Origin of the sequence: Gordonia sp. (in: high G+C Gram-positive bacteria) (assembly GCF_047602025.1) — a bacterium.
Taxonomy (GTDB): domain Bacteria; phylum Actinomycetota; class Actinomycetes; order Mycobacteriales; family Mycobacteriaceae; genus Gordonia.
The window spans coordinates 40016-57345 of record NZ_JASGII010000001.1 but is presented as its reverse complement, the minus strand read 5'-3'; the positions used below and the strand labels follow the sequence as shown (position 1 = coordinate 57345).

17 protein-coding genes are annotated in these 17330 nt (G+C 69.8%); 9 read left to right on the top strand and 8 right to left on the bottom strand.

The window, feature by feature from the left end:
* Positions 1 to 16: 16 nt before the first annotated feature.
* The 5 genes from QM728_RS00275 to QM728_RS00255 all read left to right on the top strand — a co-directional run bounded on the left by QM728_RS00275 (position 17) and on the right by QM728_RS00255 (position 6002).
* Complete coding sequence (locus tag QM728_RS00275; protein WP_415030054.1) at positions 17 to 1048, top strand: Dyp-type peroxidase; 1032 nt, start codon at positions 17 to 19, stop codon at positions 1046 to 1048.
* A gap of 26 nt (positions 1049 to 1074) precedes the next feature.
* Positions 1075 to 1884: a family 1 encapsulin nanocompartment shell protein gene (locus tag QM728_RS00270; RefSeq protein ID WP_415030053.1), complete on the top strand. Its 810-nt coding sequence runs from the start codon at positions 1075 to 1077 to the stop codon at positions 1882 to 1884.
* A 10-nt stretch (positions 1885 to 1894) separates the two neighbouring features.
* On the top strand, positions 1895 to 2254 hold the full coding sequence (locus tag QM728_RS00265) for a bleomycin resistance protein (protein WP_415030052.1): 360 nt from the start codon (positions 1895 to 1897) through the stop codon (positions 2252 to 2254).
* 83 nt (positions 2255 to 2337) lie between these two features.
* Entirely contained in the window at positions 2338 to 4074 is a 1737-nt protein-coding gene (locus QM728_RS00260) for an ABC transporter ATP-binding protein (RefSeq protein WP_415030051.1), read from the top strand.
* Positions 4071 to 6002, top strand: coding sequence for an ABC transporter ATP-binding protein (locus QM728_RS00255; RefSeq protein ID WP_415030050.1), 1932 nt, complete (start codon positions 4071 to 4073; stop codon positions 6000 to 6002). Before QM728_RS00260 ends, QM728_RS00255 begins: the two co-directional genes overlap by 4 nt.
* A gap of 67 nt (positions 6003 to 6069) precedes the next feature.
* Here the strand turns inward: QM728_RS00255 and QM728_RS00250 are convergent, their stop codons facing one another.
* Positions 6070 to 6996 (bottom strand): hypothetical protein, encoded by a 927-nt coding sequence (locus QM728_RS00250; protein ID WP_415030049.1) that lies wholly within the window; start codon positions 6994 to 6996, stop codon positions 6070 to 6072.
* Positions 6997 to 7164: 168 nt separating this feature from the next.
* Between QM728_RS00250 and QM728_RS00245 the strand changes: the two genes are divergently transcribed.
* Complete coding sequence (locus QM728_RS00245) at positions 7165 to 8355, top strand: acyl-CoA dehydrogenase family protein (protein ID WP_415030048.1); 1191 nt, start codon at positions 7165 to 7167, stop codon at positions 8353 to 8355.
* A 4-nt stretch (positions 8356 to 8359) separates the two neighbouring features.
* Here QM728_RS00245 and QM728_RS00240 read toward each other — a convergent pair whose 3' ends face one another.
* Positions 8360 to 9241: an RDD family protein gene (locus QM728_RS00240; RefSeq protein WP_415030047.1), complete on the bottom strand. Its 882-nt coding sequence runs from the start codon at positions 9239 to 9241 to the stop codon at positions 8360 to 8362.
* A gap of 65 nt (positions 9242 to 9306) precedes the next feature.
* On the opposite strand from QM728_RS00240, the gene QM728_RS00235 reads away from it, so the two are divergent.
* Positions 9307 to 10305, top strand: coding sequence for a stage II sporulation protein M (locus QM728_RS00235; protein WP_415030046.1), 999 nt, complete (start codon positions 9307 to 9309; stop codon positions 10303 to 10305).
* Positions 10306 to 10386: 81 nt separating this feature from the next.
* On the opposite strand, the gene QM728_RS00230 is transcribed toward QM728_RS00235, so the two are convergent.
* Genes QM728_RS00230 through QM728_RS00210 form a run of 5 tightly spaced genes read right to left on the bottom strand, consistent with a single transcriptional unit; the run spans position 10387 to position 15626 of the window.
* Positions 10387 to 11799: a DUF58 domain-containing protein gene (locus QM728_RS00230; RefSeq protein WP_415030045.1), complete on the bottom strand. Its 1413-nt coding sequence runs from the start codon at positions 11797 to 11799 to the stop codon at positions 10387 to 10389.
* Positions 11799 to 12770: an AAA family ATPase gene (locus tag QM728_RS00225; RefSeq protein WP_415030044.1), complete on the bottom strand. Its 972-nt coding sequence runs from the start codon at positions 12768 to 12770 to the stop codon at positions 11799 to 11801. The genes QM728_RS00230 and QM728_RS00225 overlap by 1 nt, the downstream gene beginning before the upstream one ends.
* A complete protein-coding gene (locus QM728_RS00220; protein WP_415030043.1) occupies positions 12767 to 13999 on the bottom strand; it encodes a DUF4350 domain-containing protein in 1233 nt (410 codons plus the stop codon). The genes QM728_RS00225 and QM728_RS00220 overlap by 4 nt, the downstream gene beginning before the upstream one ends.
* Complete coding sequence (locus QM728_RS00215; protein WP_415030042.1) at positions 13996 to 14664, bottom strand: DUF4129 domain-containing protein; 669 nt, start codon at positions 14662 to 14664, stop codon at positions 13996 to 13998. The genes QM728_RS00220 and QM728_RS00215 overlap by 4 nt, the downstream gene beginning before the upstream one ends.
* Positions 14661 to 15626: a hypothetical protein gene (locus QM728_RS00210; RefSeq protein ID WP_415030041.1), complete on the bottom strand. Its 966-nt coding sequence runs from the start codon at positions 15624 to 15626 to the stop codon at positions 14661 to 14663. Before QM728_RS00210 ends, QM728_RS00215 begins: the two co-directional genes overlap by 4 nt.
* Positions 15627 to 15737: 111 nt before the next feature.
* Here QM728_RS00210 and QM728_RS00205 point away from each other — a divergent pair, with 111 nt between their 5' ends.
* A complete protein-coding gene (locus QM728_RS00205) occupies positions 15738 to 16124 on the top strand; it encodes a nuclear transport factor 2 family protein (protein ID WP_415030040.1) in 387 nt (128 codons plus the stop codon).
* Here the strand turns inward: QM728_RS00205 and QM728_RS00200 are convergent.
* Positions 16121 to 16801, bottom strand: coding sequence for an SDR family oxidoreductase (locus QM728_RS00200; RefSeq protein WP_415030039.1), 681 nt, complete (start codon positions 16799 to 16801; stop codon positions 16121 to 16123). The genes QM728_RS00205 and QM728_RS00200 overlap by 4 nt on opposite strands.
* 65 nt (positions 16802 to 16866) lie before the next feature.
* Between QM728_RS00200 and QM728_RS00195 the strand changes: the two genes are divergently transcribed.
* The gene (locus tag QM728_RS00195) at positions 16867 to 17316 is read left to right on the top strand and encodes a hypothetical protein (protein WP_415030038.1); all 450 of its coding nucleotides are present in this window, start codon (positions 16867 to 16869) and stop codon (positions 17314 to 17316) included.
* Positions 17317 to 17330: the final 14 nt, after the last annotated feature.

Below are 17330 nucleotides of genomic sequence, written 5' to 3'. Positions count from 1 at the left end.
ACTAGCCTGGAGAACCGTGGCCACGCCGCAGATGATCATCACCCGCAAGCATCAGCACGCGATCTTTCTCGTGCTGACGCTCAACGCCGCCGCGAGCATCGACGAGGTCCGCGACGTCATCGAGGGCTTCTCCGGGACGGTCCGCTCGGTGTCCTCGCGCGACCCCGACGCCAACCTCGTCGGCATCCTCGGCATCGGCTCCGACGCCTGGGACCGCCTCATCGCCGGGCCGCGGCCCAAGCTGCTGCACCCGTTCCGGGAGTTGCGCGGACCGCACACCGCGCCGTCGACCCCGGGCGATCTGCTCGTCCACCTCAAGTCCGACCACACCGGCCTCTGCTACGAGGTGGCCACCAAGGTCATCGATGCCCTCGGCGACAACGTCACCGTCGTCGACGAGGTGCACGGCTTCCGCTACTTCGACCTGCGCGACCTGATCGGCTTCGTCGACGGCACCGAGAACCCGGTGGGCCAGGACGCCATCGACGCGATCACCGTCGTCGACGATGACGAATCGCTGCAGGGCGGCAGCTACGTCGCCGTGCAGCGCTACGTGCACGACATGGCGCGCTGGCAGGGCCTCTCGACCGCCGAGCAGGAGAACGCGATCGGCCGCACCAAGGCCGACAACATCGAGATGGACGACGACGTGAAGCCGTCGAACTCGCACATCGCGCTCAACGTCATCACCGACGACGAGGGGAACGAGCTGGAGGTCCTGCGCGACAACATGCCCTACGGCTCGGCCGAGGGCGACCGCGGGACGTTCTTCATCGCCTACTCCGCGTCGCCGGAGATCACCGAGCGCATGCTAGAGAACATGTTCCTCGGCGACCCGCCCGGCAACACCGACCGCCTGCTCGACTTCACCACCGCCGTCACCGGCAGCCAATACTTCGCACCGCCCGCCGACTTCCTCGACGAGCTGCCGCCGGCGCCGGCCGAGGAGGCGCGGGCGACGGAGTCCGCCGCTCCCGAAACCACCGTCGACGACGAGCCGGAGCCGGTCACCCCGGACGGCTCGCTCGGCATCGGCTCGTTGCGCTGACCCCACCACCCCACCCGAGGAGAACCATGAACAACCTGCACCGCGAACTCGCTCCGATCTCTGCTGCCGCGTGGGAGGAGATCGAGGAGGAGGCGTCGCGGTCCTTCAAGCGCAACGTCGCCGGCCGACGCCTCGTCGACGTCGTCGGGCCGCTGGGCCTGGAGGCGTCGTCGGTCGGCACCGGCCGGGTGCACAAGATCGATTCGCCCAGCGACGGCATCCACGCGTCGCTGCGCGACACCCAGTCGCTCGTCGAACTGAAGGTGCCGTTCACGCTGAGCCGCGAGGCCATCGACAACGTCGACCGCGGTGCCAAGGACTCCGACTGGGACCCGGTCCGCGACGCCGCCCGCGACCTCGCGCTCGCCGAGGACCGCGCGATCTTCGAGGGCTACGCCGCCGCCGGCATCGACGGCATCGGGTCCAAGGCGCTCGGCCCGATCAAGCTGCCCGCTTCCGTCGCCGACTACCCCGAGGCGCTCGCCGAGGCCCTCTCGGCGCTGAAGCTCGAGTCGGTGGACCGTCCGTACTCGATGGTCGCGTCGACCAAGATCTACAACTCGATCAGCGAGGAGACCGACCACGGCTACCCGGTGCGCCAGCACCTGCAGCGCCAGCTGGTCGACGGCGACATCCTGTGGGCGCCCGCCCTCGACGACGCCTACGTCATCTCCACCCGCGGCGGCGACTTCGAGATGACGATCGGCCAGGACGTTTCGATCGGCTACGACTCGCACGACGCGGACGTCGTGAACCTGTACTTCATCGAGTCCTTCACCTTCCTCGTCTACACCGGCGAGGCCGCGGTCGCGCTGAAGACCACCAAGGGTAAGTAGGCCTCGCGCGTTGGCCGACTTCGCGACACCGAACCTGCCGGCTCGGGACTTCGACGCGTCGGAGGAGTTCTACCGGCGACTCGGGTTCGCGACGGTCTACAAGGCGGGCGGCTGGATGATCCTGCGGCGCGGTGGACTCACCCTCGAGTTCTTCGGCTTCCCGGATCTCGACCCGTCGACCAGCTCGTTCAGCTGCTGCCTGCGACTCGACGACCTGGACGACTTCTATCGGGTCGCCGCGGCCGCCGGTATTCCGGAAGCCCGTCGCGGATTCCCGCGCCTGCACCCGCCGACGGTGGAGGCCAGCGGCATGCGGATCGGCTACCTCGTCGACCACGACGGGACACTCGTCCGGCTGGTTCAGAACTGACGTTGCCGGGTATGCCCGGTTTCAGCAGGTAGCGATCTGAAACCTTGTGGCGCACACCCTGATCGACCAGTACCGTCGGCGGGGTGCTGATCAGCCTGCTGCGCCGCTACCTCGCCGGGTACAAGCGCAACCTGCTGCTCGTCGTGGTCCTGCAGCTGATCTCGACGGCGGCAATGCTGTACCTCCCAACGCTCAACGCCGACATCATCGACTTCGGCATCGCGCGCGGCGACACCGGCTACATCATGCGCACCGGCGGCATCATGCTGGCGATCACGCTGGCCCAGATCCTGGCGAGCGTGACCGCCGTCTACTTCGGTGCTCGCGCGGCAATGGGCGTCGGCCGCGACATCCGCCACGACCTCGCGCACCGGGTAAATTCGTTCTCCCAGCGCGAGTACAACCGCTTCGGCGCACCGTCGCTCATCACCCGCACGACCAACGACGTTCAGCAGGTGCAGATGCTCGCGTCGATGAGCGTCACCCTCGTCGTGATGGCCCCAATCATGTCGATCGGCGGCATCATCATGGGCATCCGCGTCGCCCCCGGCATGTGGTACATCCTGGCGATCGCGGTGCCGCTGCTCGGCCTGTTCATGGCACTGATGATCGGCCGCATGGTGCCCGCGTTCCGGTCGATGCAGGAACGCATCGACGCGGTCAACCGGGTGCTGCGCGAGCAGATCACCGGCATCCGCGTGGTGCGCGCCTTCGTCCGCGAGCCAGAGGAGATCGCCCGCTTCGGCGTCGCCAACACCGATCTCGCCGACACGTCGCTGCGCGTCGGCCGCGTGTTCGCGCTGATGTTCCCGATCGTGCAGGTGATCACCAACGTCACGATGGTCGCGATCATCTGGGTCGGCGGCCACCAGATCGTCGCGAAGGGCATGGAGATCGGCGCGCTGACCGCGATGATGACCTACGTCATGCAGATCATGATGGCCGTGATGATGGCGTCGTTCCTGGCGATGATGGCCCCGCGCGCGGCCGTCTGCGCCGAGCGCATCACCGAGGTCCTCGACACCCGCACCAGCGTCGAGCCGCCCGCCGATCCCACCGGGTTCCGCGGCGACCCGGCGACCGTCGCCTTCGACGGCGCGGCGTTCGCCTACCCGGGCGCCGACCAACCGGTCATCAGCGACCTCACCTTCGACTGCCGCCCCGGGACGACGACGGCGATCGTCGGCTCGACCGGGTCGGGCAAGTCGACGCTGCTCTCGCTCATCCCGCGCCTCATCGACACGACCGCCGGCACCGTCAGCGTCGGCGGGACCCCCGTGCACCAGCTCGACCCCGACGTCCTGCGCGAGGAGATCGGCTTCGTGCCGCAGCGGCCCTACCTGTTCTCCGGCACCGTCGCGTCGAACCTGCGCTTCGCCAAGGAGGACGCCTCCGACGAGGAGCTGTGGGAGGCACTGCGGATCGCGCAGGCCGAGGACTTCGTCTCCGCGATGCCCGAGGGCCTGGACACCCCGGTCGCCCAGGGCGGCACCACCGTCTCCGGCGGTCAGCGCCAACGACTGGCCATCGCCCGCGCCCTGGTCCGCAAACCGTCGGTCTACCTCTTCGACGACGCCTTCTCCGCGCTCGACGTCGCCACCGATGCGCGCCTGCGCGCCGCACTCGCGCCGGCGACCCGCGACGCGACGGTCATCGTCGTGGCCCAGCGCATCTCGACGATCGCGGGAGCCGACCAGATCATCGTCCTGGACCGCGGGCAGATTGTCGGCCGCGGCAAGCACGACGAGCTGCTCGCCACCTGCCCGACCTACGCCGAGATCGCCGAATCGCAGTTGGCGGTCACGGGAGGCGCGTCATGACCGGGCCGCGCGGACGCGGCGCCGGCGGCCCCATGATGGGCGGGCCGCCGGTGGAGAAGGCGAAGTCCTTCGGCCCGTCGATCAAGCGCCTGCTGCGACTGCTGCTGCGCTACCGCTTGGCGATGGTCGTGGTCGTGGCCGCGATCGTCGGCTCGGTGATCGCGACGTCGGTGGCACCGCGCATCCTCGGCCACGCGACCGACCTCATCTTCAACGGCGTCATCGGCGCGCGGTTGCCGGCCGGGATCAGCAAGGCGCAGGCCGTCGAGGGACTGCGCGCCCGCGGGCAGGGCACCTTCGCCGACATGGTCGCGTCGATGAACCTCACCCCCGGCGTCGGCGTCGACTTCTCCGCCGTCGCCCGCGTCCTCGGGATCGTCCTCGCGCTGTACCTGGCGGCCAGCCTGCTGGCCTGGTTGGCGTCGTACCTGCTGAACATCGTGGTCGTCGGGACGATCACGCGGCTGCGCGCCGACGTCGAGAACAAGATCCACCGGCTGCCGCTGCGCTACTACGACGAGCAGCAGCGCGGCGACCTGCTCAGCCGCGTCACCAACGACCTGGACAACCTGTCGCAGACGCTGCAGCAGACCATCAGCCAGTTCCTCAACTCGGTGCTGACGGTCATCGGCATCCTGGTGATGATGGTGTGGATCTCGCCGCTGCTGTCGCTCATCGCGCTGTTGACGATCCCCGCCGCCGGTATCGCGACCGCGCTCATCGCCAAGCGCTCCAAGCCGCACTTCCTGGCGCAGTGGTCGTCGACGGGCAAGCTCAACGGGCAGATCGAGGAGGCGTTCACCGGGCACGAGCTGGTGACCGTGTTCGGCCGGCAGCGCCAGACCGTCGAGGCCTTCGACGAGCGCAACGAGAAGCTCTACGACGCCAGCTGGCGCGCCCAGTTCATCTCCGGGATGGTCATGCCGGCGATCACCTTCCTCGGCAACGTGAACTACGTCGTGGTCGCCGTCGTCGGCGGGCTGCGGGTGGCGTCGGGGTCGCTGAGCCTGGGCGAGGTGCAGGCCTTCATCCAGTACTCGCGCCAGTTCACCCAGCCGCTCACGCAGATCGGCGCGATGTTCAACCTGATGCAGTCGGGTGTGGCCTCGGCCGAGCGGATCTTCGACATCCTCGACGCCGAGGAAGAGGTCACCGACCCGTCGGCGCCGGACACCCCCGACGTCGACGACGGCCGCATCGAATTCTCAAACGTGTCGTTCCGCTACACCGACGACGTGCCGTTGATCGAGGAACTGTCGCTGCTCGCCCAGCCCGGCCACCTCGTCGCGATCGTCGGCCCGACCGGCGCCGGGAAGACGACGCTGGTCAACCTGATCATGCGGTTCTACGACGTCGACGAGGGGTCGATCACCCTCGACGGCGTCGACACCCGGGCGATGACCCGCCGCGATCTGCGGTCGCGCACCGGCATGGTGCTGCAGGACTCGTGGCTGTTCGGCGGCACGATCTTCGACAACATCGCCTACGGAAACCCGACGGCCACCCGCGACGAGGTGATGGCGGCGGCGCGCGCCAGCCACGTCGACCACTTCGTCCGGACCCTGCCCGACGGCTACGACACCGTCATCGACGAGGAGGGCGGCGGCGTCAGCGCCGGTGAGCGCCAGCTCATCACGATCGCCCGCGCCTTCCTGGCCAAGCCGACGATCCTCATCCTCGACGAGGCGACCAGCTCGGTCGACACCCGCACCGAGTTGCTGATCCAGCAGGCGATGGCCACCCTGCGCACCGACCGGACGTCCTTCGTGATCGCCCACCGGCTGTCGACGATCCGCGACGCCGACACCATCGTCGTCATGGAGCACGGCCGGATCGTCGAGCAGGGCACGCACGACGAGCTGTTGGCCGCCAAGGGCGCGTACTACCGGCTGTACCAGAGCCAGTTCGCCGGCGCCCTCGACGCCTGACTCACGCGAGGGGATTGTCGTCGCGCGTTGACGATTGGGCCCGCGTGATGACAATCCACACGCGGGACTAGGCCGCCATCAGGTCGAGTCGCACCAACCAGGGGCGCAAGAGCCCGGGAAGCGCGCCCTTCGCGAGGTCATCCCACGTCCACCGCACCACCATGAACCCCAGTGCACGCAACTCGTCCTCGCGACGCTTCTCCCGCAGTACGGCGTCGCTGACGCTCTCGCCCGGCCGGAGCAGTCGACCGTACTTGACCGCACCGTCGAATTCGCCGATCAGCCTGTCGCCCCAACAGAAGTCGCAGCGGTACTTGCCGCTCGGGCAACGGAACTCGCGTTGCAAGACGGGTCCCGGCAGGCCCGCATCGATCATCTGAGCCCGACTCCAGGATTCACCGACGCTCTCAGCGTCCTTGTGCGCGTACTGCAGACCCCGGCGAGCGGCCCGCACTCCATAACGTCGACCGGTCAGCGCGGCGGCCAGCAGCTCGCGGTCCACATCGGCCCGCAGCGCGCTGTCGAAAGCCGTCAGCGCCTGGGCGAACCGACCCGACGTCGCCACGTCCACCGCGGTCCGGGCAAGCGTGGTCACCGACACCCCGTCGACGACAGTCACGTCCGCCGCACCCAATAACGACGAGTGGAGGTGCCGGTCTGCGGTGATGTTGCCCCCGCTGCCGTGGCCACTCGTGAGGTGCACCCGCTTCCTATCGGGACGAAGCAGCGGGAGGTCGTGAATCGCCGCGGCTGAAGCGTGGCTCAGCGGGTAGCCACCACTCGGTTCCGACGTCGCAACCGCGATCGAGCGCAAGCGGTACAGCCGGTCGGCGCCACGAGCGCCGTCGAAGCTGTCGCTGCGCGGCACGAACACTCCCGGGGTAAGTCGGATGAGATCCCCGGACCTCACCGCCGCCCGCAGTTCGTGGTCTGAGAAGTCGTCCGCCAGCGCCGCTTGGCGTCGGACGAGGCCGTACTGATCCAGTGGGTACATGCTCCTTAGACGCAATTGGAACGCCGGTTGGTTCCATCGCTCCGAGGTGCTCGAACGCTCCCGAGTGTGGATTGTCGTCGCGCGGTCACGATTGGCGGCGCGCGACGACAATCCCATCGCGCGAGACCCACTGGACGGAGAACCTTACCGCCGAGTAAGGTATCGGCCATGGCTATCAACACCGAGCTCCCGGAGAAGCTGACCTCCGCCGCTGAGCAGGCACACCTTGCCGCCGAGCACATCTTCCGCCCGATCTCGCGCAAGTACGACAAGGCCGAGCACGAGTACCCCGTCGAACTCGACGAGTTCGCCAAGCTGGCCAAGCAGGCCGCCGAGCGCGACAAGGCCGAGAGCGGCGACAAGCCGGCGTCGGGCGACACCGTCAACGGCGCCAACATGCGCGGCGTCATCACCGGCGCCGAGATGAGCTGGGGCGACGTCGCGCTGATGCTGTCGATCCCGGGCCGCGGCCTGGGCAACGCCGCCATCGCCGCGGTCGCCACCCCCGAGCAGCTGGAGCGCTTCGGCGACGTGTGGGCCGCCATGGCGATCACCGAACCGTCCTTCGGCTCGGACTCGGCCGCGGTCACCACGACGGCCACCCTCGACGGCGACGACTACGTCATCAACGGCGAGAAGATCTTCGTCACCGCCGGCTCCCGCGCTGACCACGTCGTCGTGTGGGCGACCCTGGACCGCTCGGTCGGCCGTGCCGCGATCAAGTCGTTCGTCGTGCCGCTCGACGCCCCCGGCGTCAGCGTGCCCCGCCTCGAGCACAAGCTCGGCATCAAGGCCTCCGACACCGCGGTCGTCGTGTTCGACAACGTGCGCGTCCCCAAGGAGAACCTCCTCGGCTCGCCGGAGATCGACACCAAGAAGGGCTTCGGCGGGGTCATGCAGACCTTCGACAACACCCGCCCGGTTGTCGCCGCGATGGCCGTCGGCGTCGGTCGTGCCGCCCTCGAGGAGATGCGCCGCCTGATCGAAGAGGCCGGCCACGAGATCGACTACGACAAGCCGGCCGCCGTGCAGCACGCCGCCGTCGCCGAGTTCCTCCGCCTGGAGTCGGACTGGGAGGCCAGCTGGCTGCTGACCCTGCGCGCCGCGTGGATGATGGACAACCGCGAGCCGAACTCGGTCGAGGCGTCGATGTCGAAGGCCAAGGCCGGCCGCACCGTCAACGACATCACCAACAAGGCCGTCGAGGTCGGTGCGACGGTCGGCTTCGGCGAGACGACGCTCCTCGAGAAGTGGGCGCGCGACGCGAAGATCCTCGACATCTTCGAGGGCACCCAGCAGATCCAGCAGCTGATCATCGCCCGCCGCATCCTGGGCAAGTCCAGCGCCGACCTGCGCTGACCGACTACCCGAAGAGCGCCGCGCGCAGCTTCTGATCGCGGCCGATCCGGGCCGAGTCGCGGCTGTACCGCTCGGCGGCGATCGCCGCGAGCACCCGTTCCGGCGGAGCCGGCGGCGGTGGCGGCGAGACGAACCGCAGCGCGTGGTTGACCAGATTCTGCCCGGTCACCGCCTGCACCTGCGGCGTGTACGTCGAGAACCGCAGCAGGTACCCGCGGATGCTGTTGGCGAGGGTCGGCGGTAACGGCGCGAGGTCCACGGTCGACGCCCATTCGGCCAGTTCCGGCGGCATGACCGCATGGTTCGCCGTCGGAATCGACGCGCGGTCCCGGATCACATACGTGCCGGCGACGAGGTCGCCGAGCCGCTTGTGCTTCGGGTTGATCGCCGCGGTGATCACGGCGGGTATGCCGTAGGACAGGTACATCTCGGGGATGCCGACCAGCGCCCGCGCGAAGGCCTGCCGCACCGTGATCGGCGCGGCGTCGTCGTTCACGGTCCGCAACCCGCACACCCAGTGCCCGAGGGTCTTGCCGCGCGTCAGCGTCTCGACCGCCGTCGGCAACAGCATGAAGACGATGACGCTCCACAGGATCACCAGGCCGCCGGCCAGCGCGCCGTCGATCCGCACGCTGCTGAGCAGCCGGACGAACGCGAGGATGCCGAAGAAGAACAGCGCCCATCCGAGCACGCAGTCGATCAGCCCGGACAGGATCCGCAGCCCGATGTTGCCCGGCGGCAGGTCGAGGGCGACGGCCTCGCCGGAGACGAAGTCGTCGCGGCCGACCCCGCGCGTGCCGCTGTGCGCCGGATTGACCGGCGGCGGCAGCGGCCGCAGCACCGGGCGGGGCGCCGGATACGGGCCGGGCACGACGGGGCGGGACATGCCCACGACTCTAGGGGAGATTCGACCGGCCGACACCGGCGTCGCCCCATGGCTAAGGTGACGGGGTGGACCTGGACGCCTATCTCGACGCACACCGGGCCGAGTGGAACCGCCTCGACGACCTGGTCAAGACGCGACAGCTGACCGGCGCCGAGTCCGACGAGCTGCTCGACCTGTACCAACGCGCGGCCACGCACCTGTCGGTCATTCGCTCGACCAGTCCCGACGCGCAGACGGTCGAGTACCTGTCGACGCTCGTCGCGCGCGCCCGGTTCCGCGCCACCGGCGCCCGCCCGTTCACCTGGTCCACCGTCGCGACGTACCTGACGCGCACCCTCCCGGCGGGGTTCTACCGACTGCGCTGGTGGTGGATGCCGATCATGATCGGCTCCTTCCTGCTGATGACGATCGTCGTCGCGTGGTCGCTGCAGCACCCCAACACGATGGCGTGGTTGTTCCAGCGGGTCGGCGGCCAGCAGTACGTCGACCAGGAATTCGCCAACTACTACTCCAGCCACCAGGCGCAGTACTTCGCCTTCCAGGTGTGGACCAACAACTTCCGCCTGGCACTGTTGGCGCTGGCGTTCGGCATCTTCTTCTTCCCGGTGGTGTGGGTGCTCTACGAGAACGTGCTGTCGATCGCGCAGGTGGCCGCCGTGATGATCGACAAGGGCCGCGCCGACGTCTTCTTCGGCCTGATCCTCCCGCACGGCCTGCTGGAGCTGACGTGCCTGTTCGTCGCCAGCGGGATCGGTTTGAAGCTGTTCTGGACGTGGGTGGCTCCCGGCCATCGCACCAGGTCGCAGGCCCTGGCCACCGAGGGGCGCACCGCGATGTCGCTCGGTCTCGGCCTGGTCGTGCTGCTGCTGATCTCGGGAATCATCGAGGCGTTCGTGACGCCGTCGCCACTGCCGACGTTCATCCGCGTCGGCATCGGCCTGGCCGCCTGGCTCGGCTTCCTCGCCTATGTCTTCATCCTCGGGCGCAAGGCCTACCGCGACGGTGCGACCGGCGACCTGGAGGACGAGGTCGACCGCGGCTCGCAGGCGCCGGTCGCGGCCTGAGTCTTCTGAGATTTCTCCCCTGCCGACCAACGGATGGCAATCTTCCCTTGAGGTGTCACCAGGGGAGGAATCTCAGCAGGACTACAACAACCCGCGCGACTTCAACGACAGATAGTGGTCGGCCAGGGCCGGCGGGAGGTCCTCCGGCGAGCGATCGATGACGGCGACACCGAGGCGCGCCAAAACGGCGGCGGTCTCCTCGCGCTGGGTGAGCGTGCGGGCCGACGCCGCGGCGCGGTAGGCCGACGCCGAGTCGCCGCGGTCGGCCAGCATGTCGTCGAGCGACGGGTCGGAGACCGACGCGATGACGATCTGGTAGCGCTGAGACAACACGGCCAGCGTCGGCAGCAACGACTCGGCGATCGCCGCCGGCTCCAACGGGGTCAGCAAGACGACCAGCGCCCGCTGCCCGACGGTCCGCGCGATCTCCGCGCCGAGTAGACCCCAGTCGGCTTCCAGCAGCGCCGGTTCGAGCGGCACCATCGCGGTGACCATCTCGTTGAGCAGGTTCACCCGTCGGGTGGCGCGCACCTTCTGGTGGATCACCCGGTCACCCGCGATGAAATCGACGCGGTCGCCCGCGTGCGAGGCGAGCGCGGCGAGCAGCAGCGCCGCATCCATCGCGGCATCCAGTCGCGGCACGTCGCCGATGCGCCCGGCCGAGGTGCGCGAGGTGTCGAGCAGGATCACGACGTGACGGTCGCGCTCGGGCTGCCACGTCCGCACGACCGTCGACCGTCGCCGAGCCGTCGCGCGCCAGTCGATCGACCGCACGTCGTCGCCCTCGACGTAGTCGCGCAGCGAGTCGAACTCGGTGCCCTGACCGCGGGTGCGGACCGCGGACCGACCGTCGAGCTGGCGCAGCGAGGCCAGCCGCGACGGGAGGTGCTTGCGGGAGTCGAAGGCGGGCAGCGCCCGGACGGACCCCGGCAGGAAGGACGAACGCTGGCGGCCGGCCAACCCGAGCGGCCCGTTGCGGCGCAGGGTGACGCGGATGGCGAGCCGGTCACCGCGGCGCGACGGCCGCAGCCCGACGTCGAGGTATTGCCGCTCCCCCGGCGCGACCGAGAGGTCCTTGCGGTTGCTGTAGCGGCCGGGCGGCGCGGGGTCGCCGGACCAGTCCAGCCGCAGCTGCTCCCACCAGTCGGCGAGGTCGGCGAAGAAGCCGGGATCGCGGGCCTCGTGGCGCAGCGGCTGATCGGTGGCACCGGCGCCGGCGGACGGCTGCCACGCGTCGCGCAGGCGACCCCGATAGCGGCGCCCGGACGTGTTGATCACCGACAGCCGCGTCGCCGTGTGCTCGCCGAGTCGGATCGGGTCGGTCTTGCCGCGCGTCACCTGCAGCGCCGACGTCGGGCCAGCGAGCGCGACGTCGAGTAGCCCCACGGCGGCGGCGAACAGCGCCCAGGCCGCCACCGTCCACCCCGTCGGCCAGATCAGCACCGGGATGGCGCCGAGCACGACGAGGAAGACGAAGCGGCCGGTGACGAACATCAGCGCGGGACGGGTACGGAGTTGATGGCGGCGTCGAGGACGGCCGAGACGGAGACCCCTTCGAGCTCGGCCTCCGGCCGCATCCCGAGACGGTGCGCCAGGGTCGACTGGGCGAGCGCCTTTACGTCGTCGGGGGTCACGAAGTCACGGCCGGACAGCCAGGCCCACGCCCGGCTGGTGGCGAGCAGGGCGGTGGCGCCGCGGGGGCTGACGCCCAGCGACAGCGACGGCGACATCCGCGTCGCGCGGGCGATGTCGACGATGTAGGCGAGCACGGCCGGGGCGACGGACACCTGGCGGACCGCGGCGACACCGGCGGCGATGTCGGCAGGCGAGGCCACCGGCCGCATGCCGGCGCCCGCGAGGTTGCGCGGGTCGAAGCCCGCGGCGTGCCGCGAGAGGATCGAGATCTCGTCGTCGCGCGGCGGCAGGGGCAGCGTCACCTTGAGGAGGAAGCGGTCCAGCTGGGCCTCGGGCAGCGGATAGGTGCCCTCGTACTCGACCGGGTTCTGCGTCGCGGCGACGACGAACGGCTCGGGCAACGCGCGCGGGACGCCGTCAATGGAGACCTGGTGCTCCTCCATCGCCTCCAGCAGCGACGCCTGGGTCTTGGGAGGCGTGCGGTTGATCTCGTCGGCGAGCAGCAGGTTGGTGAAGACCGGGCCCTCGCGGAAGGTGAACTCCGACGTCGCGTTGTCGAAGACGAGCGAACCGGTGACGTCGCCCGGCATGAGGTCGGGGGTGAATTGGACGCGCTTGGTGTCGACGTCGAGCGCCGCCGCGACCGAGCGGACGAGCAGCGTCTTGGCGACGCCGGGCACGCCCTCGAGGAGGATGTGGCCGCGGCAGAGCAGTGCGATCAGGATGCCGGCGACGGCGGAGTCCTGCCCGACGACGGTCTTGGCGACCTCGCCGCGCACGGCGGCGAGGGCGGCGCGGGCCTTATCGGAGTCGTTGTTCTGTTTCGTCATAGTGCGGGTCGGACTTCCTCTTCAAGGGTGGACAGGTTGGTGGCGAACTGGACGAGGCCGGCGTCGTCGACGGGCAGCGGCCCGACGAGGAGTGCGTGCACGTCGGCGATGGGACGGCCGGTGGCCCGGCTGACGGCGGCGACGATCTCGTCGACGGGCGCGTGGCGGGAGACGCCGAGGCGGCGCGGAATGGTGCGCAGCGCGCGCTCACGCAGCTGGGCGGCGGCACGCTGGGCGTCGCCGGAGGCCTGGTACAGCCGACCGCGGGCCTCGGTGGTCTCGGCGGCCTTGACGACGGCGGGCAGCGGTTCGGCGACGAGTTGGCCGAAGCGGCGGCCGCGCCAGAACATCAGGGCGAGCAGGACGATCAGGCCGAGCGCGATCATCGGCCGGATCCACCGGGGTACGTCGGGCTTGAGCTTGTTGTCCTGCTTCTTCTTGGTCGGCTCGTCGTTGTTCAGGTCGGTGGGGTCGGCGGCGAACCAGGTGATCTGCTCGCCCGCGCCGAGCACGCGCAGACCGATGCCGGCGTGGTCGGCGACGGTGATCTTGTCGTTGGTGAACCACGTCTGCGGCAGGACGACGATCTCGGGTCGATACGTCGTCGCGGGGAAGACGGCCACGGGCGCGGTGAGGGCGGTGCCGAAGCAGTTCTTCGAGTCGTCGTAGGTGCGCAGCAGGTAGTCGGTGTCACCGGCGCGGTCGGTGCGCGCGATACCGGCCACCGAGCAGTTCGCCGGCCCGACGCCGCTGGCGAGGGTGAACTGCACGAGGGCGTCGACCCCCCAGGCCGTCAGCACATCGGTGCTCGGGCTCAGCAGGACGACGCGCTTGGCGTGCTCCGACTTGTCCCGCAGGAGGCGCGACGTGCTCTTCGACGCCTGCGAGGCCGCGGACACGACGACCACCGTCGACGACGAGGCGTCGGGCAGGTCGCGCACCTCGCGCTGGCTGCGGCCGACCGAGACCTTGACCCCGTGCGTCTTGAGCGTCTCGGCGAGAGCACCGTTGCCGTCGGAGGTGTAGTTGGCGGGGTCGCCGGGTCGGGTGTTGCCCTTGGACGTCGACCCACCGCCGCCGTTGCTGATGATCGACACGACGGCCACGGCCGCAATCAACCCGACGACGAGCAGCAGCACACCGACGATCAGCCCGACGGACCGGTTGGTGCCGCTGCCCGGTGGCGGCACGGGCGGAGTGGCCGGCGGTGCCGCGGTCGGGGTGCTCATCGGTGCACCGGGGGCAGCAGGGGCAGGGACATCTCGGCCAGTTCGTCGTCGACGAAGCCGGCGGGCTTGGCGTCGCGCAGGTCGGTGTCGAGGCGCACGAGTGCGGCGGCCGCTTCCGGACTGGCCTGGCGGCCCCCGTACGCGACGGCGTCGAAGGCGTCGGCGGCCGAGTGCAGCGCCATCGTGTAGTCGCCGAAGACGTGGCGGAGTCGTCGGGCGATGTCGTGCGCGGTGGCCGACTGCGCGCCGAGCAGGAGGGTGCGGTCGGAGGCGGTCTGGGCGATGGCGCGCATGGCGTTGAGAACGGCGCCGTTGTAATCGCCGGCGGCGAGTGCGGTCGCGGCCGCCTCGCGGAACTGTTCCTGGGTGCCGACGATGCCGCCGAGGACGGCGCCGGGGCCGCCCGCCTCGTCGTCGCTCAGGTGGTTCGGCCGGGTCTCGCGGTACACCCGGTAGGCGATGTACGCCGCCCCCGCGACGAGCAGGACCAGCAGGATGATGCCGACGGTCTTCGCGAATCCGCCGTCGAGCAGTCGTGTGAGCCAGTCGAACGAGTGGCTGCGCTCCCTGGTCGGCTCGTTGTGTTGCGTCGGCGGCTTGTACCGGTCCTTGGACAGCTCGTCGAGGATCCAGGTGCGCGCGGTGGGGTTGTCGGGGTCGATCACGGCGCGACCTCTGCGGCGAGCAGTTCGACGTCGAGGGCCTCGGTCCGGATACGGGCGGCGAGGTAGGCCAGGACGGCGAACCCGGGAACCAGGAGCGAGACGATCGCGGCACCGAGCAGTCCGCTGAAGTGGGGGAGCCAGATGCCCAGCAGGGCCCACACCGCCCAGCCGAGGGTGGCCAGCAGTAGAGAAGCGACGAACACCGGCCAGACGAGGTGCGCGGCGGATCGTCCGGCGAGGCCGAAGGCGCGCGGCAGCGACCGGCCGAGTGGTTGGCCCTCGACCACGACGACGACTTGCGCCAGGAGCAGGGGTAGCGCGAGTGCGAGGACCGGCACCAGCAAGACGGCGAACAACAGCGGCTGGAGCAGGGGCAGGGGCCCGAACCGCGTCGCGTCGGCGAGCTTCTCGGCGAGCAGGGCCGCCAGGATCGCGGGACCGGCGAGGACGACCGCGCTGAGGACGTCGAGGACGAGCAGCGGGCCGAGTCGCTGACCGGCGACGCGGAGTGCGTCGCGCGGGGACAGGGCGTGACCGAGGGCCCGCGCGTGCAGCGGCGCGGCCAGCAGGCCGGTCAGCGCCACCGCCCCGATCACCGCCGCGACGCTTGAGACGAGGACGACGCTGCTCTTGTTGATCAGGTAGCAGCCGAGGTCCAGCAGAAGGAGCGGCAGCCACACCGCCACCCAGGCGAGCGCGACGATGCGGACGTTGCCGATCAGCACCGAGAACGTGCCGCTGATGACGTCGGAGGTCTTGAGCGGGCGCAGCGGGATCACGCCGGGCTTGTGCGCGCGCAGCCCGTAGTCGACGACGGGCTGCGGTTCGGGCAGGGCCGTGGGCGGTGGTCGAGTGCCGGCGACGGAGGAGCCGGTGTATCGAGACCCTTTGCCGGGCGGACCGGCCGCTTCGATATTCGGTGGGGTCCAGCCGGACGGCGGGGAAGGCTCAGCGACCGACATCGGACCCTCCCTCCTGCTGCTGATAACCACGAACGTACCTAGCAAACACCATTGCACTGCTACGGTGACTAGAACCTGTTCTAGTTTTGTCATTCGAGGAGAACACCTGCCATGGCCGATGCCGACCTGACCGCGAAGATCAACAGCGTCGTTGATTCCTACATCGACCTGCTGACCGACGGCACCCCCGAACAGATCGCCGACCTCTACGCCGAGGGCGCGACCGTCGAGGACCCGATCGGCGCCGAGCTGAAGAACACCCGCGAGCAGCTGGTCGAGTTCTACGGCCTCATCACCAACCTCGACGAGCACAAGGCCACGCTCAAGTGGAAGAAGGTCGTCGGCGACACCGCGGTCTTCGAGTTCCACCTCTTCACCAAGGCGGGCGACTCGGGCTTCGAGATCCAGCCGGTCGACATCATGGTCTTCAACGACGAGGGCAAGATCAAGTCGATGCGCGCCGTCTGGGATCCCGCCACCGACCTCAAGCAGGTCTAAGCCCGACGGCCCGTCGGCCGCAGCACCACCTCGGCCGGATGTGCGTCGGCCGGGGTGTTCACCGCGGTCGCGACGGCGGCGGCCACCGTCGCCGGATCCAGGAATTTCGACGGGTCGTACTCGTCGCCCTCGATGGCGACGATCTCGCGCTGCATGTCGGTGTCGATGCGCCCGGGGAAGATCGACGTCACCCGCAGCCCGGGTTCTTCCAGGCGCAGGGCGTCGGCCAGCGCGCGCAGCCCGAACTTGCTCGCCGCGTACGACGCCCAGCCCGGGTTGGCCCGCATCCCGGCGCCCGAGTTGATGAACACGACGTGCCCACCCGTCGCGCGGAGCGAGGGCAGCAGCAGTCGGGTCAGTTCGGCCGCGGCGACGAGGTTGACCTCGAGCACGTGCTGCCATTCGGACACCGGCGTCGAGGCCACCGGCCGCAGGCCCGATGCGACGCCGGCGTTGTGTACGAGGACGTCGAGTTCGGTGATCTCGGCGGCGGCCGCTGCGACGGCGTCGTAGTCGGTCAGCTCCACCGGGAAGGTCGACGCCCCGAGTTCGGCGGCGAGCCGGTCGAGCTCGGCCGACGGTCGGCCGCCGAGGATCAGGGCGTGCGTCGGTGCGAGCGCGCGGGCGATGGCGGCGCCGAGGCCGCGGCTGGCGCCGGTGATCAATGCGGTGGGCACGGATTCGACCCTACCGATCGGCACGTTCGCCTGTCCCCGACCCGTCCCGAGGGGATGATGGCCGGATGACCCCGGATCGTCGCATCACCGTGTCCTTGATCATCAGTCTCATCGTCGGCCTGGCCGTCGCCGCGGTGTACGGCCCGCGCGCCTACCACCGGGACATCCTGTCCTACGAGTTCTCCGGCGACCCCGGCTCCGATGCCGAGGCGCTCGACAGGGCGGTGCGCGCCGACTTCGGTTTCATCGTCGGCTACACGCTGGTGCTGGGCTCGTTGGCGCTGCTGTTGCGAGCGCATGCCCACACCGAGCGGGTCCACCGGATCGCCAGCGCCTTCGTGGTGCTGACCGTCGCGGCCGCCCTGTTCGACTACGTCGAGGACGCCGCGCTGCTGCAGCACAACGGCACCTGGTCGGCGCCCTTCGCGACGCTCAAGTTCCTGTGCCTGATCCCGGTGGTCGTCGGACTCCCGGTCCTGTACCTGGTGAACCGTCGGGCGGCGCGCCACCGCTGATGCGGTAGACAGGA